15 protein-coding genes are annotated in these 22,630 nt (G+C 55.4%); 8 read left to right on the top strand and 7 right to left on the bottom strand.

All coding sequences use genetic code 11. The features are described 5' to 3' along the window. The first annotated feature begins 4 nt into the window (after nucleotides 1–4). From tssF to tssA, 4 genes are read left to right on the top strand one after another with little or no spacing between them, the layout of a single operon-like run. Nucleotides 5–1,840 carry a type VI secretion system baseplate subunit TssF gene (tssF, locus tag ASE07_RS26730; protein ID WP_057293861.1) on the top strand — a complete coding sequence of 612 codons (1,836 nt, stop codon included), beginning with the start codon at nucleotides 5–7 and terminating at the stop codon, nucleotides 1,838–1,840. Continuing rightward, nucleotides 1,804–2,913 (top strand): type VI secretion system baseplate subunit TssG, encoded by a 1,110-nt coding sequence (gene tssG / locus ASE07_RS26735; protein ID WP_057293862.1) that lies wholly within the window; start codon nucleotides 1,804–1,806, stop codon nucleotides 2,911–2,913. The genes tssF and tssG overlap by 37 nt, the downstream gene beginning before the upstream one ends. 47 nt (nucleotides 2,914–2,960) lie before the next feature. After that, a complete protein-coding gene (gene tssH, locus ASE07_RS26740) occupies nucleotides 2,961–5,708 on the top strand; it encodes a type VI secretion system ATPase TssH (protein ID WP_057293863.1) in 2,748 nt (915 codons plus the stop codon). Further along, a complete protein-coding gene (tssA, locus tag ASE07_RS26745; protein WP_057293864.1) occupies nucleotides 5,705–6,790 on the top strand; it encodes a type VI secretion system protein TssA in 1,086 nt (361 codons plus the stop codon). The genes tssH and tssA overlap by 4 nt, the downstream gene beginning before the upstream one ends. 255 nt (nucleotides 6,791–7,045) lie before the next feature. Here the strand turns inward: tssA and ASE07_RS26750 are convergent, their stop codons facing one another. The 4 genes from ASE07_RS26750 to ASE07_RS26765 form a co-directional block, all read right to left on the bottom strand. After that, nucleotides 7,046–7,798 (bottom strand): OmpA family protein, encoded by a 753-nt coding sequence (locus tag ASE07_RS26750; protein ID WP_082584517.1) that lies wholly within the window; start codon nucleotides 7,796–7,798, stop codon nucleotides 7,046–7,048. A gap of 176 nt (nucleotides 7,799–7,974) precedes the next feature. Continuing rightward, the gene (gene tagF / locus ASE07_RS26755) at nucleotides 7,975–8,973 is read right to left on the bottom strand and encodes a type VI secretion system-associated protein TagF (protein ID WP_057293865.1); all 999 of its coding nucleotides are present in this window, start codon (nucleotides 8,971–8,973) and stop codon (nucleotides 7,975–7,977) included. Then, a complete protein-coding gene (gene tssM, locus ASE07_RS26760) occupies nucleotides 8,970–12,773 on the bottom strand; it encodes a type VI secretion system membrane subunit TssM (protein ID WP_057293866.1) in 3,804 nt (1,267 codons plus the stop codon). The genes tagF and tssM overlap by 4 nt, the downstream gene beginning before the upstream one ends. 351 nt (nucleotides 12,774–13,124) lie before the next feature. Further along, nucleotides 13,125–13,961, bottom strand: a complete 837-nt coding sequence (locus ASE07_RS26765) for a M15 family metallopeptidase (RefSeq protein ID WP_057293867.1) — start codon at nucleotides 13,959–13,961, stop codon at nucleotides 13,125–13,127. Between the two features lie 118 nt (nucleotides 13,962–14,079). Here ASE07_RS26765 and ASE07_RS26770 point away from each other — a divergent pair, with 118 nt between their 5' ends. Further along, entirely contained in the window at nucleotides 14,080–15,096 is a 1,017-nt protein-coding gene (locus ASE07_RS26770; RefSeq protein WP_057293868.1) for a hypothetical protein, read from the top strand. Between the two features lie 164 nt (nucleotides 15,097–15,260). On the opposite strand, the gene ASE07_RS26775 is transcribed toward ASE07_RS26770, so the two are convergent. Beyond that, entirely contained in the window at nucleotides 15,261–16,634 is a 1,374-nt protein-coding gene (locus ASE07_RS26775) for an ATP-binding protein (protein ID WP_057293869.1), read from the bottom strand. Further along, nucleotides 16,631–17,350 carry a response regulator gene (locus ASE07_RS26780; RefSeq protein WP_200961031.1) on the bottom strand — a complete coding sequence of 240 codons (720 nt, stop codon included), beginning with the start codon at nucleotides 17,348–17,350 and terminating at the stop codon, nucleotides 16,631–16,633. The genes ASE07_RS26775 and ASE07_RS26780 overlap by 4 nt, the downstream gene beginning before the upstream one ends. Before the next feature lie 211 nt (nucleotides 17,351–17,561). Between ASE07_RS26780 and ASE07_RS26785 the strand changes: the two genes are divergently transcribed. Beyond that, nucleotides 17,562–18,035, top strand: coding sequence for a Spy/CpxP family protein refolding chaperone (locus ASE07_RS26785; RefSeq protein WP_057293870.1), 474 nt, complete (start codon nucleotides 17,562–17,564; stop codon nucleotides 18,033–18,035). Nucleotides 18,036–18,265: 230 nt separating this feature from the next. Here ASE07_RS26785 and ASE07_RS26790 read toward each other — a convergent pair whose 3' ends face one another. Continuing rightward, on the bottom strand, nucleotides 18,266–19,600 hold the full coding sequence (locus ASE07_RS26790; protein ID WP_057293871.1) for an NAD(P)/FAD-dependent oxidoreductase: 1,335 nt from the start codon (nucleotides 19,598–19,600) through the stop codon (nucleotides 18,266–18,268). A gap of 287 nt (nucleotides 19,601–19,887) precedes the next feature. Here ASE07_RS26790 and ASE07_RS26795 point away from each other — a divergent pair, with 287 nt between their 5' ends. Together ASE07_RS26795 and hemN are read left to right on the top strand one after the other, a co-directional pair. Next, nucleotides 19,888–21,135, top strand: coding sequence for an NAD(P)H-dependent flavin oxidoreductase (locus ASE07_RS26795; RefSeq protein ID WP_268793476.1), 1,248 nt, complete (start codon nucleotides 19,888–19,890; stop codon nucleotides 21,133–21,135). Nucleotides 21,136–21,174: 39 nt separating this feature from the next. After that, the gene (gene hemN, locus ASE07_RS26800) at nucleotides 21,175–22,605 is read left to right on the top strand and encodes an oxygen-independent coproporphyrinogen III oxidase (RefSeq protein ID WP_057293872.1); all 1,431 of its coding nucleotides are present in this window, start codon (nucleotides 21,175–21,177) and stop codon (nucleotides 22,603–22,605) included. The last annotated feature ends 25 nt before the right edge of the window (nucleotides 22,606–22,630 follow it).

Raw genomic sequence — 22,630 nt, forward strand, 5'->3', positions numbered from 1 at the left:
GTCCATGGAAAGCCTGTTGCCCTACTATGAACGAGAGTTGACGCACCTGCGCCGACTCTCCCATGATTTCGCCAAACGCTACCCTAAGGTCGCTGGGCGTCTTCTGATATCGGGAGAAAACTGTGACGATCCGCATATCGAAAGGTTGATTGAGTCGTTTGCTTTTCTTGCTGGACGTATCCACAAGAAGCTTGACGATGACTACCCGGAATTTACTGATGCACTGTTGCAGGTCATCTATCCGCAATATTTGCGGCCTTTCCCATCTGTATCGATTGCCCGCTTCGAACCGTTACCGTCTACCTCGGTCGATGGCGGTAACCCGGTTGTGCCGCGTCATACCACGATGCATACCAGACCCGTACGAGGCGTCGCTTGCCGCTTTCGAACCGCTTACGAAGTGCAGGTCAGCCCGGTGCGTGTAGAACATGCGGCATACGAAAACACCTTTGATACAGGCGGTTTGAGCGCGAGCTTGGTGGCCCAGACGGCGGCCGTCATTCGTCTTCGTCTTTCGCTACCGCAGGATGACCCAGGATCTAGGCCGTCGCCACCAGCAAAATTGCGATTCTTCCTCAACGGCGAACCGGGGGTCGTTGCAGCAATTCGTGAGGCAGTGCTTGGTCATGCACTTGGCATGTGGGTGACCAACGACACCAGTTCGGCAAAAATCGAGTTGCCGATATCGGTGATTATGCCTGTCGGCTTCGACGACGACGAATGTCTTCTGGATGCGGATGCCCGTTGCCATCCAGCGTACCAGTTGTTGCTCGAGTACTTTGCCTGTCCTGAGAAATTCAACTTCGTCGACCTTGATCTACGCGTGGTCTGGCCTAATTTGCCTTTAACAGTACGCGAGATCGATGTGCGGATTGCCTTTCCCAATCGCCTTCATGAACGGTACGACGTCCATTTGCTGGACCGCATCAGTAAAGAGAATTTTTTACTTCACTGCACGCCGGTGGTCAATCTTTTCCACCATCATCCCGAACCGATACGAATGACGGAAACGGTGAGCTCGTACCCGGTCATTGTGGATACCAGGCAACCAAAAGCATACGAGGTGTATTCGATTCGAAAGGTGTACCGGGTACGCCAGGACGCCAACAGCGACACGGTCGCCGAGTACCGCCCATTCTATTCCGTCAGGCATTCCGATCCCCATGATGGCCCGGTACGATACTGGCATGCCGAATTCGGCGACGGGGATGCCGATTTCAACGTGTCCCTGGCGCTTGTCGACTCGACAGTGGTTCCGGAACGTGCCGAGACGAACACAATCAGTCTGGACCTGATGTGCACGAACCGAGACCTTCCAGCTCAGCTTCCGTTTGGATTGCGCGAAGGCGACTTGTTTCTGGAAGGAGGCGCCTCTGCATTTGTCGTGCAATTAATGCGCAAGCCGACACCCAGCTATCGCTTTCCGCGTGGCCGCGGCGCGCAGTGGCGCCTGATTTCCCATCTGACGCTCAATCAGTTTTCGCTGGCAGGGAGCGGAGCGGATGCTTTGAAGGAAATTCTCACTCTGTACGACATTACGGATTCGTTGGCAAGCGGCCGGCAAATTCAAGGAATAGAAAGCGTTCACCAGGAAACTGGCGTGGCCCGCATTGCGGGCAATCCGTTTCCGGTATTTGTCAAGGGTATCGACGTTCGATTAGTCGTAGACGAACGGCATTTCGCGGGGACGGGTCTGTTCTCGTTTACACAGATTCTCGACCGATTTTTCGCATTGTATGTACACACAAATAGTTTTACCCGACTGACCGTAGTATCCAAGCAGAGTGGAAAGGAATTGGTACGATGCCCGGCACGCAACGGCGCTTCCATCCTCGCCTGATTGAGCAACTGGCCCAGTCGCCTCATCGCTTCGAGTTCTTCCAGGCAGTGCGGTTGCTGCTCGCCTATCAGAAGCGCTTTCCAGCCTCCCACACCGATGATCTGCTTGGGCAGACTATCCGATTCCGGAATTCCGTATCACTTGGGTTCCCGCCGAGTGAAATCGAGGCAATGGAAATCGAATGGGAAACAGCAGAAAAGAGTGGCATCGACGTTGCGGGCGTGGAAGGGGACACTGTCAATGCCATTGGAGAACCACGATTTCAACCATTCCGGCGCGTCACGATTACTCCCGCATTTATCGGACTTACCGGGCCGCTAGGGGTTTTGCCCCGGCACTACACCCAGCATGTCGCTGAGCGCGAGATCTATCATCGCGACACGGCGACACGCTCCTTTCTTGACATCTTTACCAGTCGCGCGGTCACCCTTTTTTACCAGAGCTGGCTTAAGTACCGACTTCATTTCCAATACGAAGCGGATCGTAAGAACCATTTTCTGCCTCTCATACTAAACCTGTCCGGCCTTCGGCAACACCAGTCAACGGTAAAACAAGAGGCCGATGGCATTGCCGACGAATCATTTGCGTATTACGTCGCCGCTCTTCGTGAGAGACCACGATCGCCACAGTGGTGTGCCCGCGTCATTGCGGACTATTTTCAAACCAAGGCAAGCATTGAACAGTTTTCCGGTCAATGGCTGGCATTGCCGATGCGTGAACAAACCCAGCTTGGCGTTGCCAACTCAGTGCTCGGCGACAGCGGGTTCTGCGGCGACCGCGTTTGGGTGCGCGATACGGCTATTCGGCTGGAACTTGGACCACTGAGACGCCGCGAGTTTGACGAGTTATTGCCGGGCAACGCTGGCGCGCGCAAGCTCACCCAGTTATTGCGCGTCCTGCTAGGTATCACCTTCGAATCAGAAGTACGCCTGACGCTCGATGCGCGCGACATCTTCCCCATACAACTATCTGCAGCTGCGGACTGCCAGTTGGGATGGAGCAGCTGGATGGCACCTTGCATTCCCCATAGGGACGCGCGTGACACCACATACCGGATTTCCTACGACGCTTAATCGCTAGTACCAGACCGGCACATTCAAAACAATCTCTGATTCCCGACATGACTGCAAACCTTAAAGTTCTCATTGGCAAACTAAATCCGACTTGCAAAAAGGCGGCTGAACAGGCAATTAGCTTCTGTGTATCACGGGGCAATTACGAGGTGGAACTAGAGCATCTCTTCCTTGCTCTCCTGAACAACAGGCAAAGTGATCTTGCCTTGTTGTCCACGCAATACGAAATCAGCGCCGAACAAATGTCGGGCGATCTGCAAGCGGAGCTTGACCGACTTAAAACTGGCAGCAACCGCACGCCGGTATTCTGTACCCAGATCCCTGACATACTGGAGCAAGCGTGGCTGCTTGCGTCCCTTGAGCATGGTGTGACCAGCATTCGTAGCAGCCATCTTTTGCTGGCATTATTAACGAAGCCGAATCTTGTGCAGCGTGCGGCCACCATGTCGCCGCTGTTTGCTCGTTATCCCGTCGATAAATTGATCCATGCGTTCAATGACGTGTGCGCCACGTTACCGGAAGCGGCGGGTACGCTCAAGCCAGCAGAAGCTTTCAATACGTCGTCTGTCGACAAAACTGATGACAAGGCCATCAGCAATGAAGCCGGCGTTCGGGCGACACCAGCGCTAGATCAGTTCACGGACAACCTGACCCTTCGCGCGCGTGAGGGTAAGATCGACCCGGTGATCGGGCGTGATACCGAAATTCGATTGGTCATTGATATTCTGATGCGGCGTCGTCAGAACAACCCTATTCTCACTGGCGAGGCGGGCGTTGGCAAGACCGCTGTCGTGGAAGGGTTGGCCCAGCGGATCGTCGATGGAGACGTGCCTGCTCCCTTACGCGAGGTGAGCCTGCACGTGTTGGATCTCGGTTTGCTACAGGCTGGTGCCAGTGTCAAGGGCGAATTTGAAAACCGTTTGCGCACTGTGATTCAGGAGGTAAAGCAAAGCCTTCGTCCGATTATCCTGTTCATCGACGAGGCGCATACCATGATCGGGGCAGGCGGGCAGGCAGGGCAGAGCGACGCCGCCAATCTTTTGAAGCCGGCGCTTGCACGTGGCGAACTACGCACCATTGCGGCGACGACCTGGAGTGAATACAAAAAGTATTTTGAGAAGGATGCGGCGCTCGCACGTCGATTCCAGGTGGTCAAGGTTGAAGAACCCTCCGAGCAAACAGCATGCGCGATGTTGCGGGCTCTAGCAGATAAAATGGAAAGTCATTTCAAGGTGAGGGTGCTCGACGAAGCCATCATTGACGCCGTCCGCCTCTCTTCACGCTATATCATGGGACGGCAGTTGCCGGACAAGGCGATTAGCGCGCTGGATACGGCGTGTGCAAAAGTGGCATTGGCGCAGGCCGCTACACCGGCTGCATTCGAAGACGCGCGTCAACTTGAAGCAGCATTGCTGCGCGAAATCGGCAGTCTGGAACGCGAGTCCGCGACTGGACATTCGCATTCCGAACGCCTGGAGTACTTGCGAACGACATTGGACGAAAACGCTGCTGCACGGGCATCCCTGGAAACGCGTTGGGCCATTGAGAGGGAGCTGGTCGCAAAATCGACCGCACTACGTGCAGAACTCGAGCAGCGCACAAGCACGGAAGGCAAGGCATATGTCGGGGAAAAGCAGAAAATTGCTGCTTCTGTCCATGGTGCGCATACGACAACTTCCGGACCGCAGACGCGGGACAGTGATCCTCTGCTAAAGGAATTTTTGAAGACCCAAAAGGAGTTGGCATTGCTGCAGGGCGCGACACCCTTGGTGCCGCCCTGTGTCGATGGTCAAACGATCGCTGGAGTGATTGCGTCATGGACCGGCATTCCTCTCGGGAAAATGTACAGGGATGAGATCGATGCGGTTCTTAACCTGCAATCCCTGCTTGAGCAGCGCGTGATCGGGCAATCGCATGCATTGGAGCAGGTGGCGCAACGCATACGGACAGCGCGCGCTCAAATCGAAAATCCCGACAAGCCAAAAGGTGTCTTTCTGTTTGTCGGTCCTTCTGGTGTGGGAAAGACCGAAACCGCGCTGGCACTGGCAGATGCCTTGTACGGCGGGCATCGTAACCTGTTGACGATCAACATGTCTGAATATCAGGAAGCGCATAGTGTCTCAGGCCTCAAAGGCTCGCCGCCCGGGTATGTCGGCTATGGTGAAGGTGGTGTGCTGACCGAGGCAGTGCGACGTAAGCCATACAGCGTCGTCTTGTTGGACGAGGTAGAAAAAGCGCACTCGGATGTGCTGGAGTTATTTTTCCAGGTCTTTGACAAAGGCGTGCTCGAAGACGCCGAAGGTCGTGAAGTGGATTTTCGCAATACAGTCATTATCCTGACATCCAACGTCGCGACGCAGGCAATCATGCAGGCCTGTCTCAACAAGGATGCCAGTGAAGTTCCACAGCTGGTAGAACTGGAACAGTTGATTCAGCCGGCGCTTTACAAGGCGTTCAAACCCGCGTTTCTCGGTCGGACAAAGGTGGTGCCTTACTATCCGCTTACAGACAATGTACTCGCGGAAATCATCCGCATGAAACTCGATCAGATCGGAGAACGGCTGTCGCATAATCACCGTGCCAGCTTCCTTTATTCCGACCAGGTTATTGATCTGGTGCTTGCCCGCTGTGTCGAGGCCGATTCAGGCGCACGTAATGTGGATAATGTGCTCAATGGAACTGTGCTGCCGCAGATTGCCGAACTGCTTCTCGCACGAGTGGCCGACGGCAAAGCCACAAAATCTGTTCGCATCAGCGTTTCGAAGTTAAACAAGCTGAGCTATAAGGCCGCATGATGCCGAGCGCGAACATCGAACATCAGCTGGAAGCGATTTTGGGGCCGATCAGCATTGCTCACCCGTGTGGAGAGGACTTGTCGTTCTCGCCAGATTTTGACCGCATTCATGAGGCCCGCCGTGAGGATGACCCAACTGTCGACTATGGCGAATGGACAATTAATCTCAAGCAGGCAGACTGGCATGCAGTAACAGACATCTGCACCAAACTACTTATCGGGCGCAGCAAGGATTTGCGCGTGGCCGCTTGGCTGTGTGAAGGACTGGTGAAGGTTGGCGGACTTAATGGCCTGGCGACCGGTCTGAATATTGTTTCAGGGCTGATTTGTCGCTTTGGACAAGACCTGTATCCGCATGCAGAAGACGGTGACGATGACCAACGCTTCGGGACCTTGTCCTGGTTTATTTCACGTTCAACTCAACTTGTGCGGCAAGTTCCATTGACAAATGCAGCGGCAGGACAGTACAGCCTGCTGGACTATGAAACTGCCAGGGCTTTACAGCCGCAAGTCCAGAAAACCTCGGATCGTCATGCGGAAACAACCGAAAAACCGACACTGGAAAAAATAGCGGCGGCCACTGCCGCGACCGGTGAAGATTGCTACAAGACCTGGATTTTCGACGCCGATCGGGCTCGCCAACTGACGGACGAGTTATCCAATCTTGCTGTGACGGCATTTGGGGATAGCTGCCCGTCGTTTACACAACTTGCCGACGGCATAGATGCGGTTCGCGCTCACCTGAACAAAATCGCTGTCGAGCGCGGCATGGGCCGTGAAGTTGACACGAAGGAAGAACGACCTGAGCCTGAGATCGCCATCCAGCAAAAGGTGATAAGGACGCTATCGGGTGTTTCCGCAGCTGGGCTGACCCGCTCCCAGGCATTGGCGCAGTTGCGTGAAGTGGCGACATTCTTTCGCGCATCGGAACCGCATAGCCCCGTCGCTTATCTCGCGGACAAGGCTGCAAAATGGGCAGATATGCCGCTTCATGCATGGCTGCATGAAGTCGTAAAAGATAGCGGTACGCTTTCTTATCTTGATGAAATGCTGGGACTAAAGGCAAAGGTTGACGAAGCATAATGTGCCATATTTGATGCTGGCCTGCGCGGAGTCGCATCAAATCAAGGTTTTATGTATCCAAGGTATGAAGAGGCGAGTTAAGTAATCGCGTATATCCGAAACACGATGGTAAGGCGTGCCGACGAAGGCAGTACACGCTGATGGATGGCAGGCCACGTGGCTCCGCAAGGACGAGGCAAGCGGCATTGAGAAGGCGCTAAGTGTGAATAGACCTATACATTCATGTAAATGTGAGCGTCTGCCAATGCACAAGCTTCATTGACTCAGCCTGAATTCGATGCGTCGGTTTCGTCGCCGACCTTCGGCAGTTGTATTGTCCGTCAGCGGTTGGTCGGCGCCCAATCCGCTGACCCGCATGATTTGCGGGGTGATACCTTTGGCGACAAGGTAAATTTTGACAGAGTCCGCGCGTGCGCGTGACAGGGCGAGATTGCGCACCGCATCGCCGACATTATCCGTATGTCCGACGATATCAATCCGTTTTGTCGGTATCGTTTTAAGCGTCTCTGCAAGCTCGTCAAGAATTTCTTTTCCTGCCACGGTAAGCAATGCACTTGCATTTTCGAATTCCACCACGCGGTTGCCAAGTACCTGATCGATGGTCCCTTGGCCGGCGGCCGACACGCGCAGGCCATTCTTGACAGAGTAGGGCTCGTTGAGCACCCCTGCAAAGCTGTTGCCAATATTCTGACGCGTCGCATCACTCGCCACTTCGCCATGAATTGCGATGTTTGTACCTTCAACGACTAGCTGACCTTGATGTACTGACATCAATTGTGGCGTCAGAAGGCTGCTCACGCTGGCTGTCCAGTTCGGTGGCGCGGCGACTCCCCCAATGCTGATCTGATCGACGACTCTGTCCTGTCCATATACCTGCTGCAGCCTGGCGAGGATGTTTGCTTTGGTTGTGGCGTCCGGAACGGCGCCCGACGCGACTATTTTGGCAACACCAAGGTCAGGGGAACGGGCATTTGTTGTCGTTGTAGATTGTGCATGAACAGATTCCATGCATACTGAAAGCCCCAGTACGGACATCCAGTGGAAGATGAAAAAGGCGAGCGTTGTTGGTGATGGTTTCATGTGAGAGCAGTTAGGTTTTGCGCCGGAGGCTGCGGCTTGGTATACGTCCATTAAATGAGTAAGCCTGATAGTTGATACTTCTATGGACTTATCGTCCTATCAATCTATAACTGCCCCATTTCCTGAAACGTCATGACAATTTGCTGTAGCAGCAGACTGTCATGGTCCAGATAGGCGGACAACGTCATTACAGTGTTGTCGCTTGACGAGTTGTGCTCCGCCCATGCCGCATTGCTTAAATCGATCACGAATTCCCGGGCAGCATCTTCGTCGAAGAGCGCACGGAACATCAGCGGTCTCACCCCGCTAAACGTGATAATCATTTTGCGCTTGCCGTGCAGTACACCGGAAAGCAGGCTCAGCTCGAGATTGGTGGCACGTAAGAATACATTCATCAGGGTGAGCCAGAATGCTTCTACAAAAGGACGACTTGAGGGATCTTCTGGCAAGGGCAGGGCGATCGCCTTACTGGGTGGGTAGATGGATACGCTTGGTTTTCTTTGCAATGGATACAGCAGGCAATGCAGGGCGAGCACGATTTGCCGTATCGTTGCCTCATGGCCGCAAAGGCCAAGCAGACTTGTCAGACCCGCGACGGTCGTGTTTGCCAGAAAGCGGCTGAAATGTTCGGCCGAGGCCTGGTGCGACAGGCAGTGGCCATGGCCTGTTTCGGAAAGCCACGCCAGTGCATCAGATGCAGAATCACTTGTTACCGCGAGTTCAGCCTTTTTGCGTCTGCTGCTCGTGTGCCGGTCAAAGCAGATCGGTCCAAGAGTCAGTAGATGATGTGGTTCCGCAACTTCAAACACCGTCCCCGCAACGAAAGGAAAACGGCGCAATGATGCGTCGCGACCAGGCACGATGGTTCCATGAATGGCATGTTTTCGTTGCGTTCCCATGAAAAGAAAGTCGATCGGCTCTGCATGATCGTAACAGGCCTTCCAGTGCGGCACGGCGATGAGATCTTCCATGCCTTGGGCAATCCATCGATCGATGAGCGCAATGACCCGAGCGCCGCCTGCGCTCTTGATAAAATCTCCGCGAGATCTGATTTTGCCAAAGTAGAACGCGCAAGGGTTGCGCTGGAATTCGGATGAAGTCATTTTCCTGTTGCTCCGTTTACAGCGGAGCCGCGTAAAGCCGGGTCAGCTCCTGCGATGACGGCCGGAAGAGTCAGGCCGCGCAACGCGTTGTCAGCCCCGGAATTAGACGTGCCTGTACCTGTCCTCGCATCGCTGATGAGTTTGAAGTTGAGCGACACGGTGTGATTTTCGGCACTCCAGCTCATGACAAAACTTCCATTGTCAAGTTTTCGCCGCTGGGCGGCATTGATTAGTTTTTCCAGGCCGAACTGGCCCTGGAAGTTGGCGATCTCCAGGCTCTTGCCGTCGGCCGCCACTGCGGAAATGCGTGCTCCGGGAACGCCTTGCGGAGACGGCCAGACAAAGTTCACCCAATCCTGCTGCCCGTTACGGTAACGCATGGTCTGCCCGTCAATGTCTACGGTGTATTCGACGATGCCAGGATTGGATACGGGCTGAAACTGGAATTGTGTCGTTGGTGCGCTGGCGTTCATCGTTCCACCGGCAGTCTGTCCTTGTATGCCGACATAGCGCGGCAAATTGTTCAGAAATGCCGGGTTGAGTCTGATACCCATGTCGGCCCAAGTACGTGCGTACACCGTGTCGCCGCGGCGAATAACCAGCGGCCCTAATGTGGATTGAACAAATCGGGAAATCGCTCCTTCATTGCCAAAGATTTGCCCGATTTCCGTGGGCGTTGCTTCCACACGTGATCCGGCCGAAAAGGGATACTTAGAGGCGAGTGAGCGGCTGTAGTGGTCAAATACTTGTGCGCTCCAGTTACGGTTCAATTCCAGTTCGCTCGGCGTAACGAGGACCGAAAAAGCTTGCATCAGGGGCCGGACAAGCAAGGGGCGAATGGTGCCACGCTCGCTGTCCGGCATACCGGTCAACATACTTTCGTCGATATATTTCAAGGCTTCAGCCAGTTCCGATCCGTTTCCGTCCAGGGTTGCCTGCATCAGTTGCTTGCTGGCCGGGCCGATATCGCCGGAGTTCTTGATCTGGTTAAAGCGAGATCTGATCTTTGAAAGTTGTGCGAGATAGCCCGTCATGATTGTTGTTCCACCGCTCTCGTGTCGGACGCCGACCAGACGGGCTATCGCGGCGAATTCTTTGCCGATCGGTCCAGTTTGCGCCTCTACCGGCTTCGTCGGGGCACTTTCCAGCTTGATATTGACCTGTGACGGTGCCTGACGAAGGATGGTTGTGCGCATCCATTGCAGGATGCCGCTTTTTGCGCTCTGCATGCCAAGATTCATCGCTGATGGATTGTCCCACGAGGTTTGCTTGTACAACATCTGCAGCAAGGCGTTTAAGGGCGAACTTTCAGGATCTCCAAGAAGGTTCATGCTTTGCACCGCGCGGTCGAAGGAGGTGAACTCCGCGATCGTGACGCCTTGCATGAATTTCTTCCACTCGGCGATATATTCGGCCTTATACATTCGGATCAGATCCCGCCGAATTTGTTCAGGACTACCTTCCAGTGAAAGGTCGTCGCGTGCTGCAGTCTTCAAAACCCAATCGGCACTGCGCAATTCCTTAGTGCTGGCGTCCTTGATGGCACCCTCGATAAACTGTTCCCATGCCTCACGTGTAAACGCGCCTGAAATGGCATGACTCCCTGCAATGAAATCTTTGCCACTGTCACCGACAATCGATGCAACAGTAATGTTAGGAAACCGAGTGGAGGCGCGCATCCTGATTTCCCCGAAGACGCGCGCCTGCGCAGGTGTGCCCTTAATAACGGTACGCAGGGTATCGCGTGACTGATCAACCAGTGCAAGCTTATTTTCAATCAGCGGGAAGTCCGGTTCGGCAGCCTGTGCAAGATAAAAGCGAAGGATTTTTTCAGCACTACGGATTACTTGCTCGCGCGATGCATTCCCACGATTCACTTCCAGCCAGTTGCGCCAGAAACGGGTGAGCTGATCGCCCAGATGCCCTGTCTCGACACGGTCCCGGTTTGCAAGCATCAAATATGTTTTGAGCGCGTTATAGGCATCATCGGGGTTGGCAGGGGACAGGTCCTGATAGAGAGTGGTAGATTTTCGTGGCGTCCCATCCGATAGCGCTGCCAGCGTGTTAGCAACGGCTCCGACGTTTGGCCTGGCATGTTGTGTCACACCAGCTTCGGTTTTGAGGTTGCCGGCCGCAACATCGGTCAGGAATCGCTCCAGCGCGGCAGTAACTGGTACAAGCATCAGTTGTTGCAAGCCCTTGAAATATTCCGATCTCAGTTTGTTCTCATGACGCTCGCCCTGGTAAAGACCGAAGCCCAGCGAGAGCGGTTTGCTGACGCGATAGCGCTGCAGTTGCTCAAGCCGATCCTGCAATAGCTCTAACGCTTCGAGTCGGGAAGCGAGATCAACGCGTGTCTCTTGAATTTTTGCGGCTTTATCGAGATCTGCCTGAATGTTTGCCAGATATTGGCGGTTAGCAGTGTATGACCAGCCCCAGGCGGCAATCAGGAGACCCAGTGCCAGCGCGCCGCCATAGAAGCCGACCTGGCGCAGCAGGAGCTTGCGCCTGCTCGCGTATTGGCGGACCAGGTTGCGATCAGCAAAGATCACTGCGGAAAACAGGTTTTTAAGAAAGAACCCGGTGTTTGAGCTAATGGTGGCCGTAAGGCGCCGACCGGTGGACAGACGGTACTGCTGCATCAGGCGCTGGCTGGTGGTGGGAGTGCCGACGCCTTCCTGTATCGCGCTGGTAAAGTAAAAGCCACGAAAAACCGGTTTGAACTGGAATGGGTTATCTTCAAACAGTGTCGCCAAAAACGTGCGCAGCTGCTGCCTTACGCCCTGAAACTCGACTGGAAACGTCAACGTTCCCGGACTGGTGGCCTGTCCCCGGTTGAGCGACATGCGAGTGGTGGCCATCTCACGCAGTCCGTCTGCCAGATGATTGAAGTGCTGATCAAAGAGAGTGACTGCGTTTGCCGTCTGGCTCGCATCGTAGGGCAGGGTAGCGCCCCAGACGCGTCCGCGTTCATCTTCATCGGAATCTTCGAAGAAATCTGCGAAGCCGGCAATCAGGTCCACCTTGGTGAAAACGACATAGACAGGAGCGAACAATGCAAGTTGCTCGGTCAATTCCTGTACGCGCTGGCGCAACTGCTTGGCCAGCATAATGGTGGCATCCGGCCGATTTGCGGAAAGTTCAGCAATGCTGGCAACAATAACGATGCCGTTGATGGGAGCCTTGGGACGGTATTTTTTTAACAGGCCAAGAAAACCGAACCATTCGTTGCGATCTTCTTCCTGTACCGCATAGCGTCCGGCGGTATCAAGAAGAATTCCTTCGGTGGTAAAAAACCAGTCGCAATTACGTGTGCCGCCTATTCCCTGGACTGCCCGCCCACCCTTATCGGAAAAAGGGAAATTAAGCCCTGAGTTCAGGATTGCGGTGCTCTTGCCTGCCGCGGGATTGCCGATCACGATATACCAGGGCATCTCGTACAAGGCCGCGCTCCCGGTTGTCTGGCCGAGTTTGGATGTCTTGATGGTATGGATCGCTTCGAGCAGGCGTTGGCGCAGCATTTCGACATCGTCTTTTTTGTCGGCCGGGGCAAGTTTCACGGCTTCGCTTGCATGGTCCTGAAACATGGTGTCCATTGCCAACGAAGCTTTTCGCGAGGCTCCCCAGCGCACGGCCCAGTATGCCGCCCATATCAGCAGGCAGAAAGCGATGCTCATGGCAATCCATCGTGTGCGTACATCGAAGAGTATCCCCACGAGATAAAGGACTGAGGCAAGCAGCAGCAGTCCAAGTGCAGAGGTCGTATATGGGCTTTTCAGGAAATTAAACATCCGGGTCATGGTGAACTGTGGGCGGATTAATGACGCCTTGATGGTCGGTGGCTGAAAAATGTTGTCTTCGGTTCGGCGCTGATGCAGTGCGCGTAGTAGAGTGAAATTGCAAAGCCGAGGGCATGAGATAACGGCACTTGGGCGCAATCAGATGCCTCAGAAATACTCTTTAGATAAATTGCAAAAATAACAATTAGTTAATGATAGTGCAATAAATGTTATTTGCGCAATAAACTTTCGAGCCGATTCCAACATGGACAAAGCGACGACGGTAAAGTCGTCTAACCGCTGCGTACATTGAACTGCGGCTTTTTTATCCTGGAAGGTAGCGCGGTACCGATCAAGCTACGCCGATAAACCCTATTTTTGCGCGTGGTGTCTTGCTGCCGGATTTCGAAGCTCGACATGTCCGAAGTCGCGCATAGTCCAGTGACCACCCCATGTGAGTCCCACCGACTCGGCATACTGTCCATACAGCTGATATCCCTTCATCGCCCACGGGTCCTTTTCGGATATGACCAGGCGTCCGTCGCGATAAAAGCCGTTGTCTGCGGCCAGTCCGAACTGGTGAAAGCTTTGAAATGCCTTCGCATTGGTGACATGCGGGCCCATCTTCGCCAAGGAATTCTGTCGTTCCGGGCTCCGGTAGCCTTCAATCAGCGCCATCTTGTAACCATGATTTTCCATCAGTCGAAAGACAGTGAGCAGGCGTTGGCGAAAATCGGGATTCAATAGCGACCATTCGCGGCTCGCCGATGCGAGCTCAACACGTTCCGATTCGATCTCGCGTGTGCTGAAGGTCTCTGGAGGAAGCGGCGGTGGAGGAACCAGTTGTTCGCCCTGTAGCAATGCCATGACTACCGGATCACTGTTCGCGGGAAGATCCTCGTAGCCACCAATATCCGGCCCTCGTGCAAACCATTGGACAATCAGGGCGGGAGCGCCAAGCAACGAGAAGACGAGCAGGAACCTCTTGCGCTGCTGCCGGATTGCCTGCGCCACCCTTCCGCAATTTCCTGCTACGCATATCGGTCCAGCCCATATCAGGGTGCTTATACGGTTCGCGTGAGCGCTGGCGCGCATAATGAGCACATCTGTTTCCTTTCGGATTCCTGTCTTGCGTTCCGCAGGCAGAACAAGCCAGCCAGCCAGCGCAATGGCAGGAAGGTAGACCGCGACCAGCCAAAAGAAAAGCAAATTCGCCTCATAAATAAATGCAATTAATACAACTAAAGCATTATTATATTGGCAATTTTGCCGTGCGCTAACAAGTTATTTCAACTCGGCGTGATCAGCATGTATGTAAAGGAAAATAATGAAAAACCCTGTGGGCAGCGAATCGGCAGCCAGCAAAACGGCAGAGCGGCCGTCTCTGTACGACGGTGCAGTCGGCGCCGGTCGTGCATCAGAGGCGTTTAGCATTCTGGATGCGCTGGACGCGCCTGCAAAGAAATCAGGTGTGGCTAAATGGATGTTGGTCCTGATTGTGATTGCGTTATTGGGCACTGCGCTGCTTCTCTATTCTGCGAAGAAGACCGGAGTTACTTCTGCAAGGCAGCTTGAGCTGACCGCATTTACCCAGTTCCTCAGCAACAGAAGTGAAAAGCAATTGCCGGACGAACCAAAGGCCGCCGGCTGGCTGCCTTCCACGGATTTCGCCATGCCGTCTACGACAACGAAGACTGATACACCGCAGCCCGAGCAGACGGCGGCCGTTTTCTCATCTCCATCGATGCCTTCAGAAAGGCAACAACAGGCCGCGATGGTCCCGGAGGCTTCCGTTGCACAAGCTGTTACCAAAGTTGCCGGCGCTGCCGGAGCAGTCTCGGGACCAGCTGCAGAACCAATCGTTCCGCCGCCTGCCAAGCCTGCACAACATACGCCACATAAGAAAGCCAAGCCCGTGGCGTCAAAGCCAGTACGACAACAGTCCACGGTGACGGATCGAACCTCAGCAAAGCCCAGCCGCGCGCCGACATCGCGTGTACAAGGCAAGAAGGATGACAGGGACGTGGACTTGATCGCTGCTTTGCTTTCTCACGTCGGCGTAGCAGGAAGTGATCGACGCGAACTCACCGCTGTACCCGCACGCAAGACGAATACCCTGAGCCGCGAAGGGACGTCGGGCCCTTCGTTAAAAAAGAGTGGTGCACCGGATGCCGGCCGTGATGTCGTGCTGCAATCAGTGGGCGATACAATCGACACACTCGTCAAGAGATGTCAGGCACTTGGTTTTTTCGAAGGGCAGTTATGCCGCTTGCGCATCTGTTCCGGCCATGGGGGAAGGGACGCCGCATGTCCGGTGAACAGCCTGGACCGGTCGGACTCGTAGAATCGGTTTCCTGTTGAAGGGCAAAGCGATGAGTTGATTTACCCTGCGGGACAGGATGTGAAAAGCGGTGTTGGCGGTTCATGCAGTCGGCGGGCAGGGACCGCCTGGTGCGGTAAAGTGCTCGCGGCGTTTCGGCATCTGGTCGACATCAGCGCCAGAGTAGTTCAAACAGTCTTTACGGCTGCACGTTGCGGTCGCTGCGCAGGCAACCGCAGTACAACCTCAAGTCCTCCGGCTCGCAGATTTTCCAGGGTAAGGGTGCCACCGTGCTGCTCGGCGATATTTTTTGCAATGGTCAAACCGATCCCAGTGCCGCCCGTCTCGCGTGACCTGGAATCTTCAAGGCGGTAGAAGGGCTCGAACACCTTTTCTTTCTCGGTCTCCGGAATGCCAGGTCCTTTGTCCCGGATTCGGATCAGCGCAAAGCCGTTATCATATGCCACATGCACATTGGCTTCATACCCGTACTTGACCGCATTATCGATGAGGTTGGTCAGGCAGCGGCGCAACGCAATTGGGCGTGCCATCAGCGATGTATGTGTGGCGCCGCTGAACGACACGGCCTGACCTGCGTCAACCGCATCGGAGCACACGCTGTCTACAAGCGAGTCGAGATCCATGCGTTGCATGCCTTCGGCCGAATCCATGCTGCGTGCCAGATCGAGTCCTTCGCGCACCATTGCCTGCATCGCGGACAGGTCGTTGACGAGTTTGTCATGCAGTTCGGTGTCGTCCACCTTTTCCAGTCGCAAGCGCAAGCGCGTCAAGGGAGTTTGCAGATCGTGCGTGATCGCAGCCAGGATATGGGCGCGTTGTCGGATATGGCTACGGATGCGGCTTTGCATAAGGTTGAATGCCGCGGCAGCTTGCCGCAGTTCTCGCGCGCCACGAACCGGTAGCGGTTCGCGTTCGATGTTATTTCCCAAATCGGTGGCCGCCTGTGCCAGCTGCTTGAGCGGGCGCATGGTCATGCGCGCGACAAAGGCCGCGACCAAACCGACACCAAGGATAAAAAGCGAACCGTAGGTCGGAACATCGAAGCGTGGAAAAAACGGCGGCGGACGGGGCGGCAGAACGGATAGATGCAGCCGCGTGCCGTCGTTCAAGGTCACAAGCAGGGCTTCGCAGCGTCCGCGCCCTTCAGGGCCGCCTCGTCGCGGCGCCTGTGGCGCCGGAGCGCAATCTGTCGGCTTGGCTGACGTGGAAGCGATGCGATAGCTGTCGGGCAGGCGTTGATCGAGCAGCGAGGCCAGTGGCGACAGCGGTTCTGTTACCGGTTCAGAAGGCGATGCAAACTGGGCGCGCATACCAATCCCTGCCGCAGCCGAAAAAAAGGGCTCGCGCAGGTGTGCGGGCACCGTCTCCAGCGACAAAACAAATTGCGCAACCCGTTCGACGGCGTGGAAGTCCCGAAACTGCCCGATCAGACGTTGGCGTTCTCCCAGGGCCAGTCCGAACGAGACCGCAGCGCTCAGCAAAACGCCGACGAACAACATCAGGAACACGCGCGTGGTCATGGACTGGAACAGGTTTTTCATTCCTTGGCTACCTGGGTTGCGAGCACATAGCCTTCGTTGCGGACGGTCTTGATGATTTGCGGCGAGCGCGCATCATCGCCCAGTTTCTGGCGCAGGCGGCTGATTTGCAGGTCGATGGAGCGGTCGAAAGGATCGGCATCGCGTCCCTGTGTCAGATTGAGAAGCTGGTCGCGGCTTAACACCCGGTTGGCATGATCCAGAAAAATCTTCAGCAGCCGGTATTCGGCGCCGGAAAGCGCAACGACGACCCCCTCCGGGTTGATCAGATGGCGGGCGGTGAAGTCCATTGTCCAGCCGGCAAAACGCATCTGCTGTGGCGCATCGGCCTGCATATTGGGTGGCAAGGCTTGCGTCCTGCGCAAAACGCTGCGGATGCGCGCAAACAGTTCACGCGGTTCAAAAGGCTTGGGCAGGTAGTCGTCCGCTCCCATTTCCAGCCCGAGGATACGGTCAACCGGCTCGCCGCGTGCCGTCAGCATGATGACTGGGATGGTGGAGCGCGATCGCAGGTTGCGGCAGAGCGTCAGGCCGTCTTCACCCGGCAGATTGAGGTCGAGAACGATGAGATCGACGCGATGATCTTCCAGCGCCTTGTGCATCGCCTTGCCATCACCGGCCGTCAATGTGCGGTAGCCGTTTTTTTCCAGGTATTCGGCCAGCAGGGTGCTGATGTCGCGATCGTCGTCGACGATCAATATATAAGCAGGATTTTCCATGGGCTTGATTATGGCAATTTCCGTGAGCTGAATGTAGTCGAATTGTATCCTGCTGTTTCGTAGGAAGAGCACGATACAGGCCGATACAAAGCGGCCGGCGGTGGTTACTTTCCGCTACAACACGCCGGCAACGGGACAACGGCGCGATACATGCCTGCCGGAAGATGCAAACCGTGCGCAGTGCACGACAACCACTTCGGAAGGAAGAATCATGACCACATTTCGCAAAAGCCTGCTTGCTCTCTTGTTGACGACGGGCGTGGCCGCGGGCACATTCGCTGCCAGTGCGGAACAGCCTGGCTCCGGCCCGATGGGCGCCGGCCCCGCTCACGAGCATCGGCATTCACCTGAACAGATGCGTGAACGCATGGCCAAACGCCAGGCTGCGCTGCACGACAAACTGAAGCTCAATGCAAATCAGGAAACGGCATGGCAAACCTATATCACCCGGATGAAGCCGGCTGAACGGCCTCAGCGTCCTGACCGTGCTGAAATGGAAAAATTGTCCGTGCCCGACCGCATGGAAAAAAGGCTAGGCATGATGAAGCAACGCGAACAGCGCATGACCGAGCACCTGGCGGCAACCAAGGAGTTTTATGCAGTGCTGTCGCCAGACCAGCAAAAAGTCTTTAACGATGAGTTCAAGATGTACGGCGGTGGCCGTCGTCACGGCGGACCGCGCTAAACGCGAGCCGTCCTGTCGGTGACCAGGGCGAAGCATTGCACGGGCTTCGCCTGCCGGTTGTCCATGCGCTTAGCGCTTCGTCGTCGTTGACAAATTCTCCTGTCCTGTGCTTTCCGGCATGTGCGGTAAAGCGGTCAAGATGTGCCGTGTTACCGGCGACTTTGCCAGATTTGGTGAGGCTCGCAAGGTCTCACCATTTTTTTCATATGACGATTCTTGAAACTCCCACGTCAATGTAGCTTGATACGCGGGTTACGTATCCAGTTGATGGCGTCGGTCCAGGTCGAGAGCCAGGTCCTGAACACCCCATTGACGACAATCTGATGGTGTTTGTGCAGCCACCAGTACATCCACTTGGCGATAGTGCCTTCGATGAAGACCGATCCCTTCGCGATGGCGCCCATCAGGCTGCCGATGGTACTGTAGTTGCCGAGAGAAACCAGCGAACCATGGTCGCGATACTTGAATTCAAGTAGCGATTTACCCTGAAGCATGCGTACCAGGGACTTGCTGAGGGTATAGGCTTCCTGGTGTGCCGATTGCGCGCGTGGCGGCACTGTCGTCTTGCCGTCTTCCAGCGGACACGCAGCGCAATCTCCCATGGCAAAGATGGATGGATCGCGGCTGGTCTGTAAGGTGCGTTGCACTACCAGTTGATTGATGCGATTGGTCTCCAGGCCGTCGAGAGTCTTCACGAAATCCGCTACCTTGATACCGGCTGCCCAGACCACCAGTCCGCTCGGAATGAACTTGCCGCTCGCCATTTTTACACCATCCTTCGATACGTCGACCACACGCTCGTTGGTATGAATCTCGATGTCGAGCGAACGCAATTCATTGCCCACGGCGACAGACAGCCGCTCCGGAAGAGCCTGAAGCAAGCGCGGCGCGGCATCGACAATCACAATTTTCAGATCCTTCTCCGGATCGAAGTTCGCCAGGCCATAACTGGAAATGATTTTTGCGGTCATGTGCAGTTCCGCGGACAGCTCGACACCGGTTGCGCCGCCACCGATGATGGTCACGGTAAAGCGTCCCTGGCCGGGCGCACGCGCTTTTGCTTGTGCACGCAGGCAGGCATTGACAAGCTGCTGATGGAAACGCTCTGCTGCGTCCGGCGAGTCAAGCATGATGGCGTGTTCCTGCGCACCCGGCGTGCCGAAGTCATTCGTCTGGCTCCCCACCGCCAGCACCAGCGTGTCATAGTGAATCGCCTGGCGCGGGAGAATTTCTTCGCCGTTTTCGTCGTAGGTCGGTGCAACGTAAATTTCTTTTAGTGAACGGTTCAGGCCGTCCATCCGACCGAGGCGGAACGTAAAGTGATAGTCGCGCGCCAGCGCGAGGTACTCAAGTTCGTCGGCATGACTGTCAAGCGTGCCGGCCGCAACCTGATGCAAGAGCGGCTTCCACAGGTGTGTGCGTTGGGCGTCGACCAATGTAATGATCGCCTTCTTGTGCTTCCCGAGTTTTTTCCCGAGACGAACCGCGAGTTCCAGTCCGCCGGCGCCGCCACCTACAATGGTGATCCGGTGTGGGCTCGTACTTACTCCTGCTGCCTGAGTCAAACTTTTCTCCTTGGAAAATGCGCTCGTACTATTCTTCACAGAAATGATATGGGAATGACGTGCCGCCAGTACAACACAGCACTTTATTACGAAAGTGACACTGTTGCCGGAATTCGGTTCTTTATGTTGATGTGCCTGCTGTTGGGAGACGCTTCACGTTATGACGACCGAACGCCTGCAAGTACAAACAAGCGCGATAGGTAAGTCCGCAATAATTGACTGAGATCAAACAAATCGTTTTTCCCGTTTGCTACATTCGCACGTCGCTCAATAAGAGAAAGCCCGCCGTGCAGCATAACCTCCTGAAACCATTTTCAATCAAGGGTAAAAACCTGTTGCCCATCGTGCAAGGAGGGATGGGCGTCGGCGTGTCGGCGCACCGGCTCGCGGGCAACGTCGCCAGGCTTGGCGCGGTCGGGACCATTTCCAGTGTCGACCTGCGCCGGCATCATCCCGACTTGATGGCGCAGACGGCGAAGTCGCGCGACAAGGCGCTGATCGATCGCGTCAACCTTATCGCGCTTGACCGTGAAATCGCCGCTGCCAATCGCATCGCGGGCGGCGCTGGCGTGGTCGGTGTCAACATCATGCGTGCCGTGGCGGAGTACGCCGCCTATGTGCGGCAGGCTTGCGAAAGCGGTGCCGGCGCCGTTGTCGTCGGCGCAGGCTTGCCGCTCGACCTGCCGGAACTCACAGCCGACTACCCGGATGTCGCCTTGATCCCCATTCTGTCGGACGCGCGCGGCATTGCGCTGGTCCTGAAGAAATGGATGCGAAAAAATCGCCTGCCGGATGCCATCGTCATTGAAAATCCGCGCCGTGCGGCGGGCCACCTTGGCGCGGCCCGACTCCAAGATATCGACCAACCGCATTTTGATTTTCCGGTCGTGCTGGAAGGTACATTCAAGGTGTTCCGTGAGTTAGGCATAGAAAGCGAATCTATCCCCCTGATCGCAGCAGGCGGCGTAAATTCGCATGCGCAATTGCGTGACTTGCTCGCCCTAGGTGCAAGTGCAGTACAGCTTGGGACCGCGTTCGCGGTGACCGAAGAGGGTGATGCGCATATCAATTTCAAAAAGGTTCTCGCCGAAGCCAAGCCGGAGGACATCGTCACATTCATGAGCGTCGCCGGTCTTCCCGCGCGCGGCGTGCGCACCCCATGGCTCGTGAATTATCTGGAGAAGGAAGAAAAGCTGCAGCGCAAGGCCGGACCGAAAGAATGCACGGTCGGCTTCGATTGTCTGCACCAATGCGGACTGCGGGACGGCATAGCCAAGGCGGGGCAATTCTGCATCGATACGCGACTGGCATTCGCTCTCCAGGGAGACGTCAAGCGCGGTTTATTCTTCCGTGGCGCCGAACCGCTCCCATTCGGCAGCGAGATCAGGCCGGTGCGAGAACTGATCGAGTTCCTCATGATCGGCAAGCGTCCCGAACAGGCATCACTCTCAGTCACAACATTTTCCAATCCGGACCATTTTGACTTGGATCAAGGTTGCAAACCGGCTCCGACTCGTACACTTCGCAGCAGTTGATAGCGTCCCGCTGGTGGGGCGCGCGAGCCGGAGTCCGACATGGTAGTTCCCGCCACAGCATTATCCTTTGCCCCCAACGTCCAGTTCGATGCCGCGCTGATCCGCAAGCTCAGCCGGCAGGGACCACGTTACACTTCTTACCCGACCGCTGACCGCTTCACGGACGGTTTTGGCATGGGCGACTATATGCAGGCGGTCAACAGCGTGCGCGCCATGGGTGCCCGGAATCCTCTGTCGCTCTACGTGCATATCCCGTTCTGCGACAAGCTTTGCTACTACTGCGCCTGTAACAAGATCATCACTAAAAACCGTAGCAAGGCCGAGGTCTACCTGACCTATCTGAAGCGTGAAATCGACATGCAGGGAAAGCTTGCGGGCGACCTGAATATGGTGACGCAACTGCATTTCGGCGGCGGTACGCCGACCTACCTGTCAGATGAACAAATGGGGGATCTGCTGGCTCACATGCGCCGCTGGTTCCGTTTCGCTACCGATGATGCCGGCGAATATTCGATCGAGATTGACCCTCGCACCGTAACGCTGGAGCGCATTCGTACGCTGCGCACGCAGGGCTTCAATCGCATCAGTTTTGGCGTGCAGGATTTCGATCCGGACGTGCAGAAGGCGGTGAATCGCATTCAGCCGGAAGAAACGACGTTGGCCGTGATGAACGCCGCGCGCGAGGCTGGATTTCGCTCGATCAGTATTGATCTCATCTATGGATTGCCGAAACAAAACCTGATGACGATGGACCGGACGCTGACCAAGGTGATTGCAGCCGATCCTGATCGCATCTCGATTTATAACTACGCGCACATGCCGGCATTGTTCAAATCGCAACGCCGCATTGCGGAAGACGAGTTGCCGAGCGCCGAAACCAAGCTCGACATGCTGTCCTTGTGCATCAAGCGGTTGACTACAGCAGGTTATGTCTATATCGGCATGGATCATTTTGCCAAGCCGACCGATGACCTTGCGGTCGCACAGCGGCAGGGACGCCTGCACCGCAATTTCCAGGGCTATTCCACGCATGCCGAAGCGGAAATGATTTCCTGCGGCGTCTCGGCCATCAGCGCGGTTGGCTCGACCTATAGCCAGAATGAAAAAACGCTCGACGCCTATTACGAGCGTATCGAGCAGGGCGAGTTACCGATCGCACGCGGCATCAAGCTGAATGTGGATGATTTGCTCCGCCGCATCATCATCCAGATGCTGATGTGCAATTTTGAATTGTCGATTGCCTCGCTTGAAGTTGCCTATCCGATTACCTTTGCAAACTATTTTGCAAAGGAGCTTGAGCAGTTGCGCGTCATGGAACAGGACAGCCTGCTGACTATCGATCCGGAATGGCTGACCGTCAGCCCGAAGGGGCGATTACTCATCCGTAACATTTGCATGGTGTTTGACCGCTACCTTGGTGAAAAGCAGGAGGTCAAGACCGAGCGCCTGCGTTATTCGAAAACTATTTGAATTCCGGTATTGAACCGTTGAGATT

The sequence above is a fragment of the Noviherbaspirillum sp. Root189 genome (assembly GCF_001428545.1).
GTDB lineage: Bacteria > Pseudomonadota > Gammaproteobacteria > Burkholderiales > Burkholderiaceae_D > Noviherbaspirillum.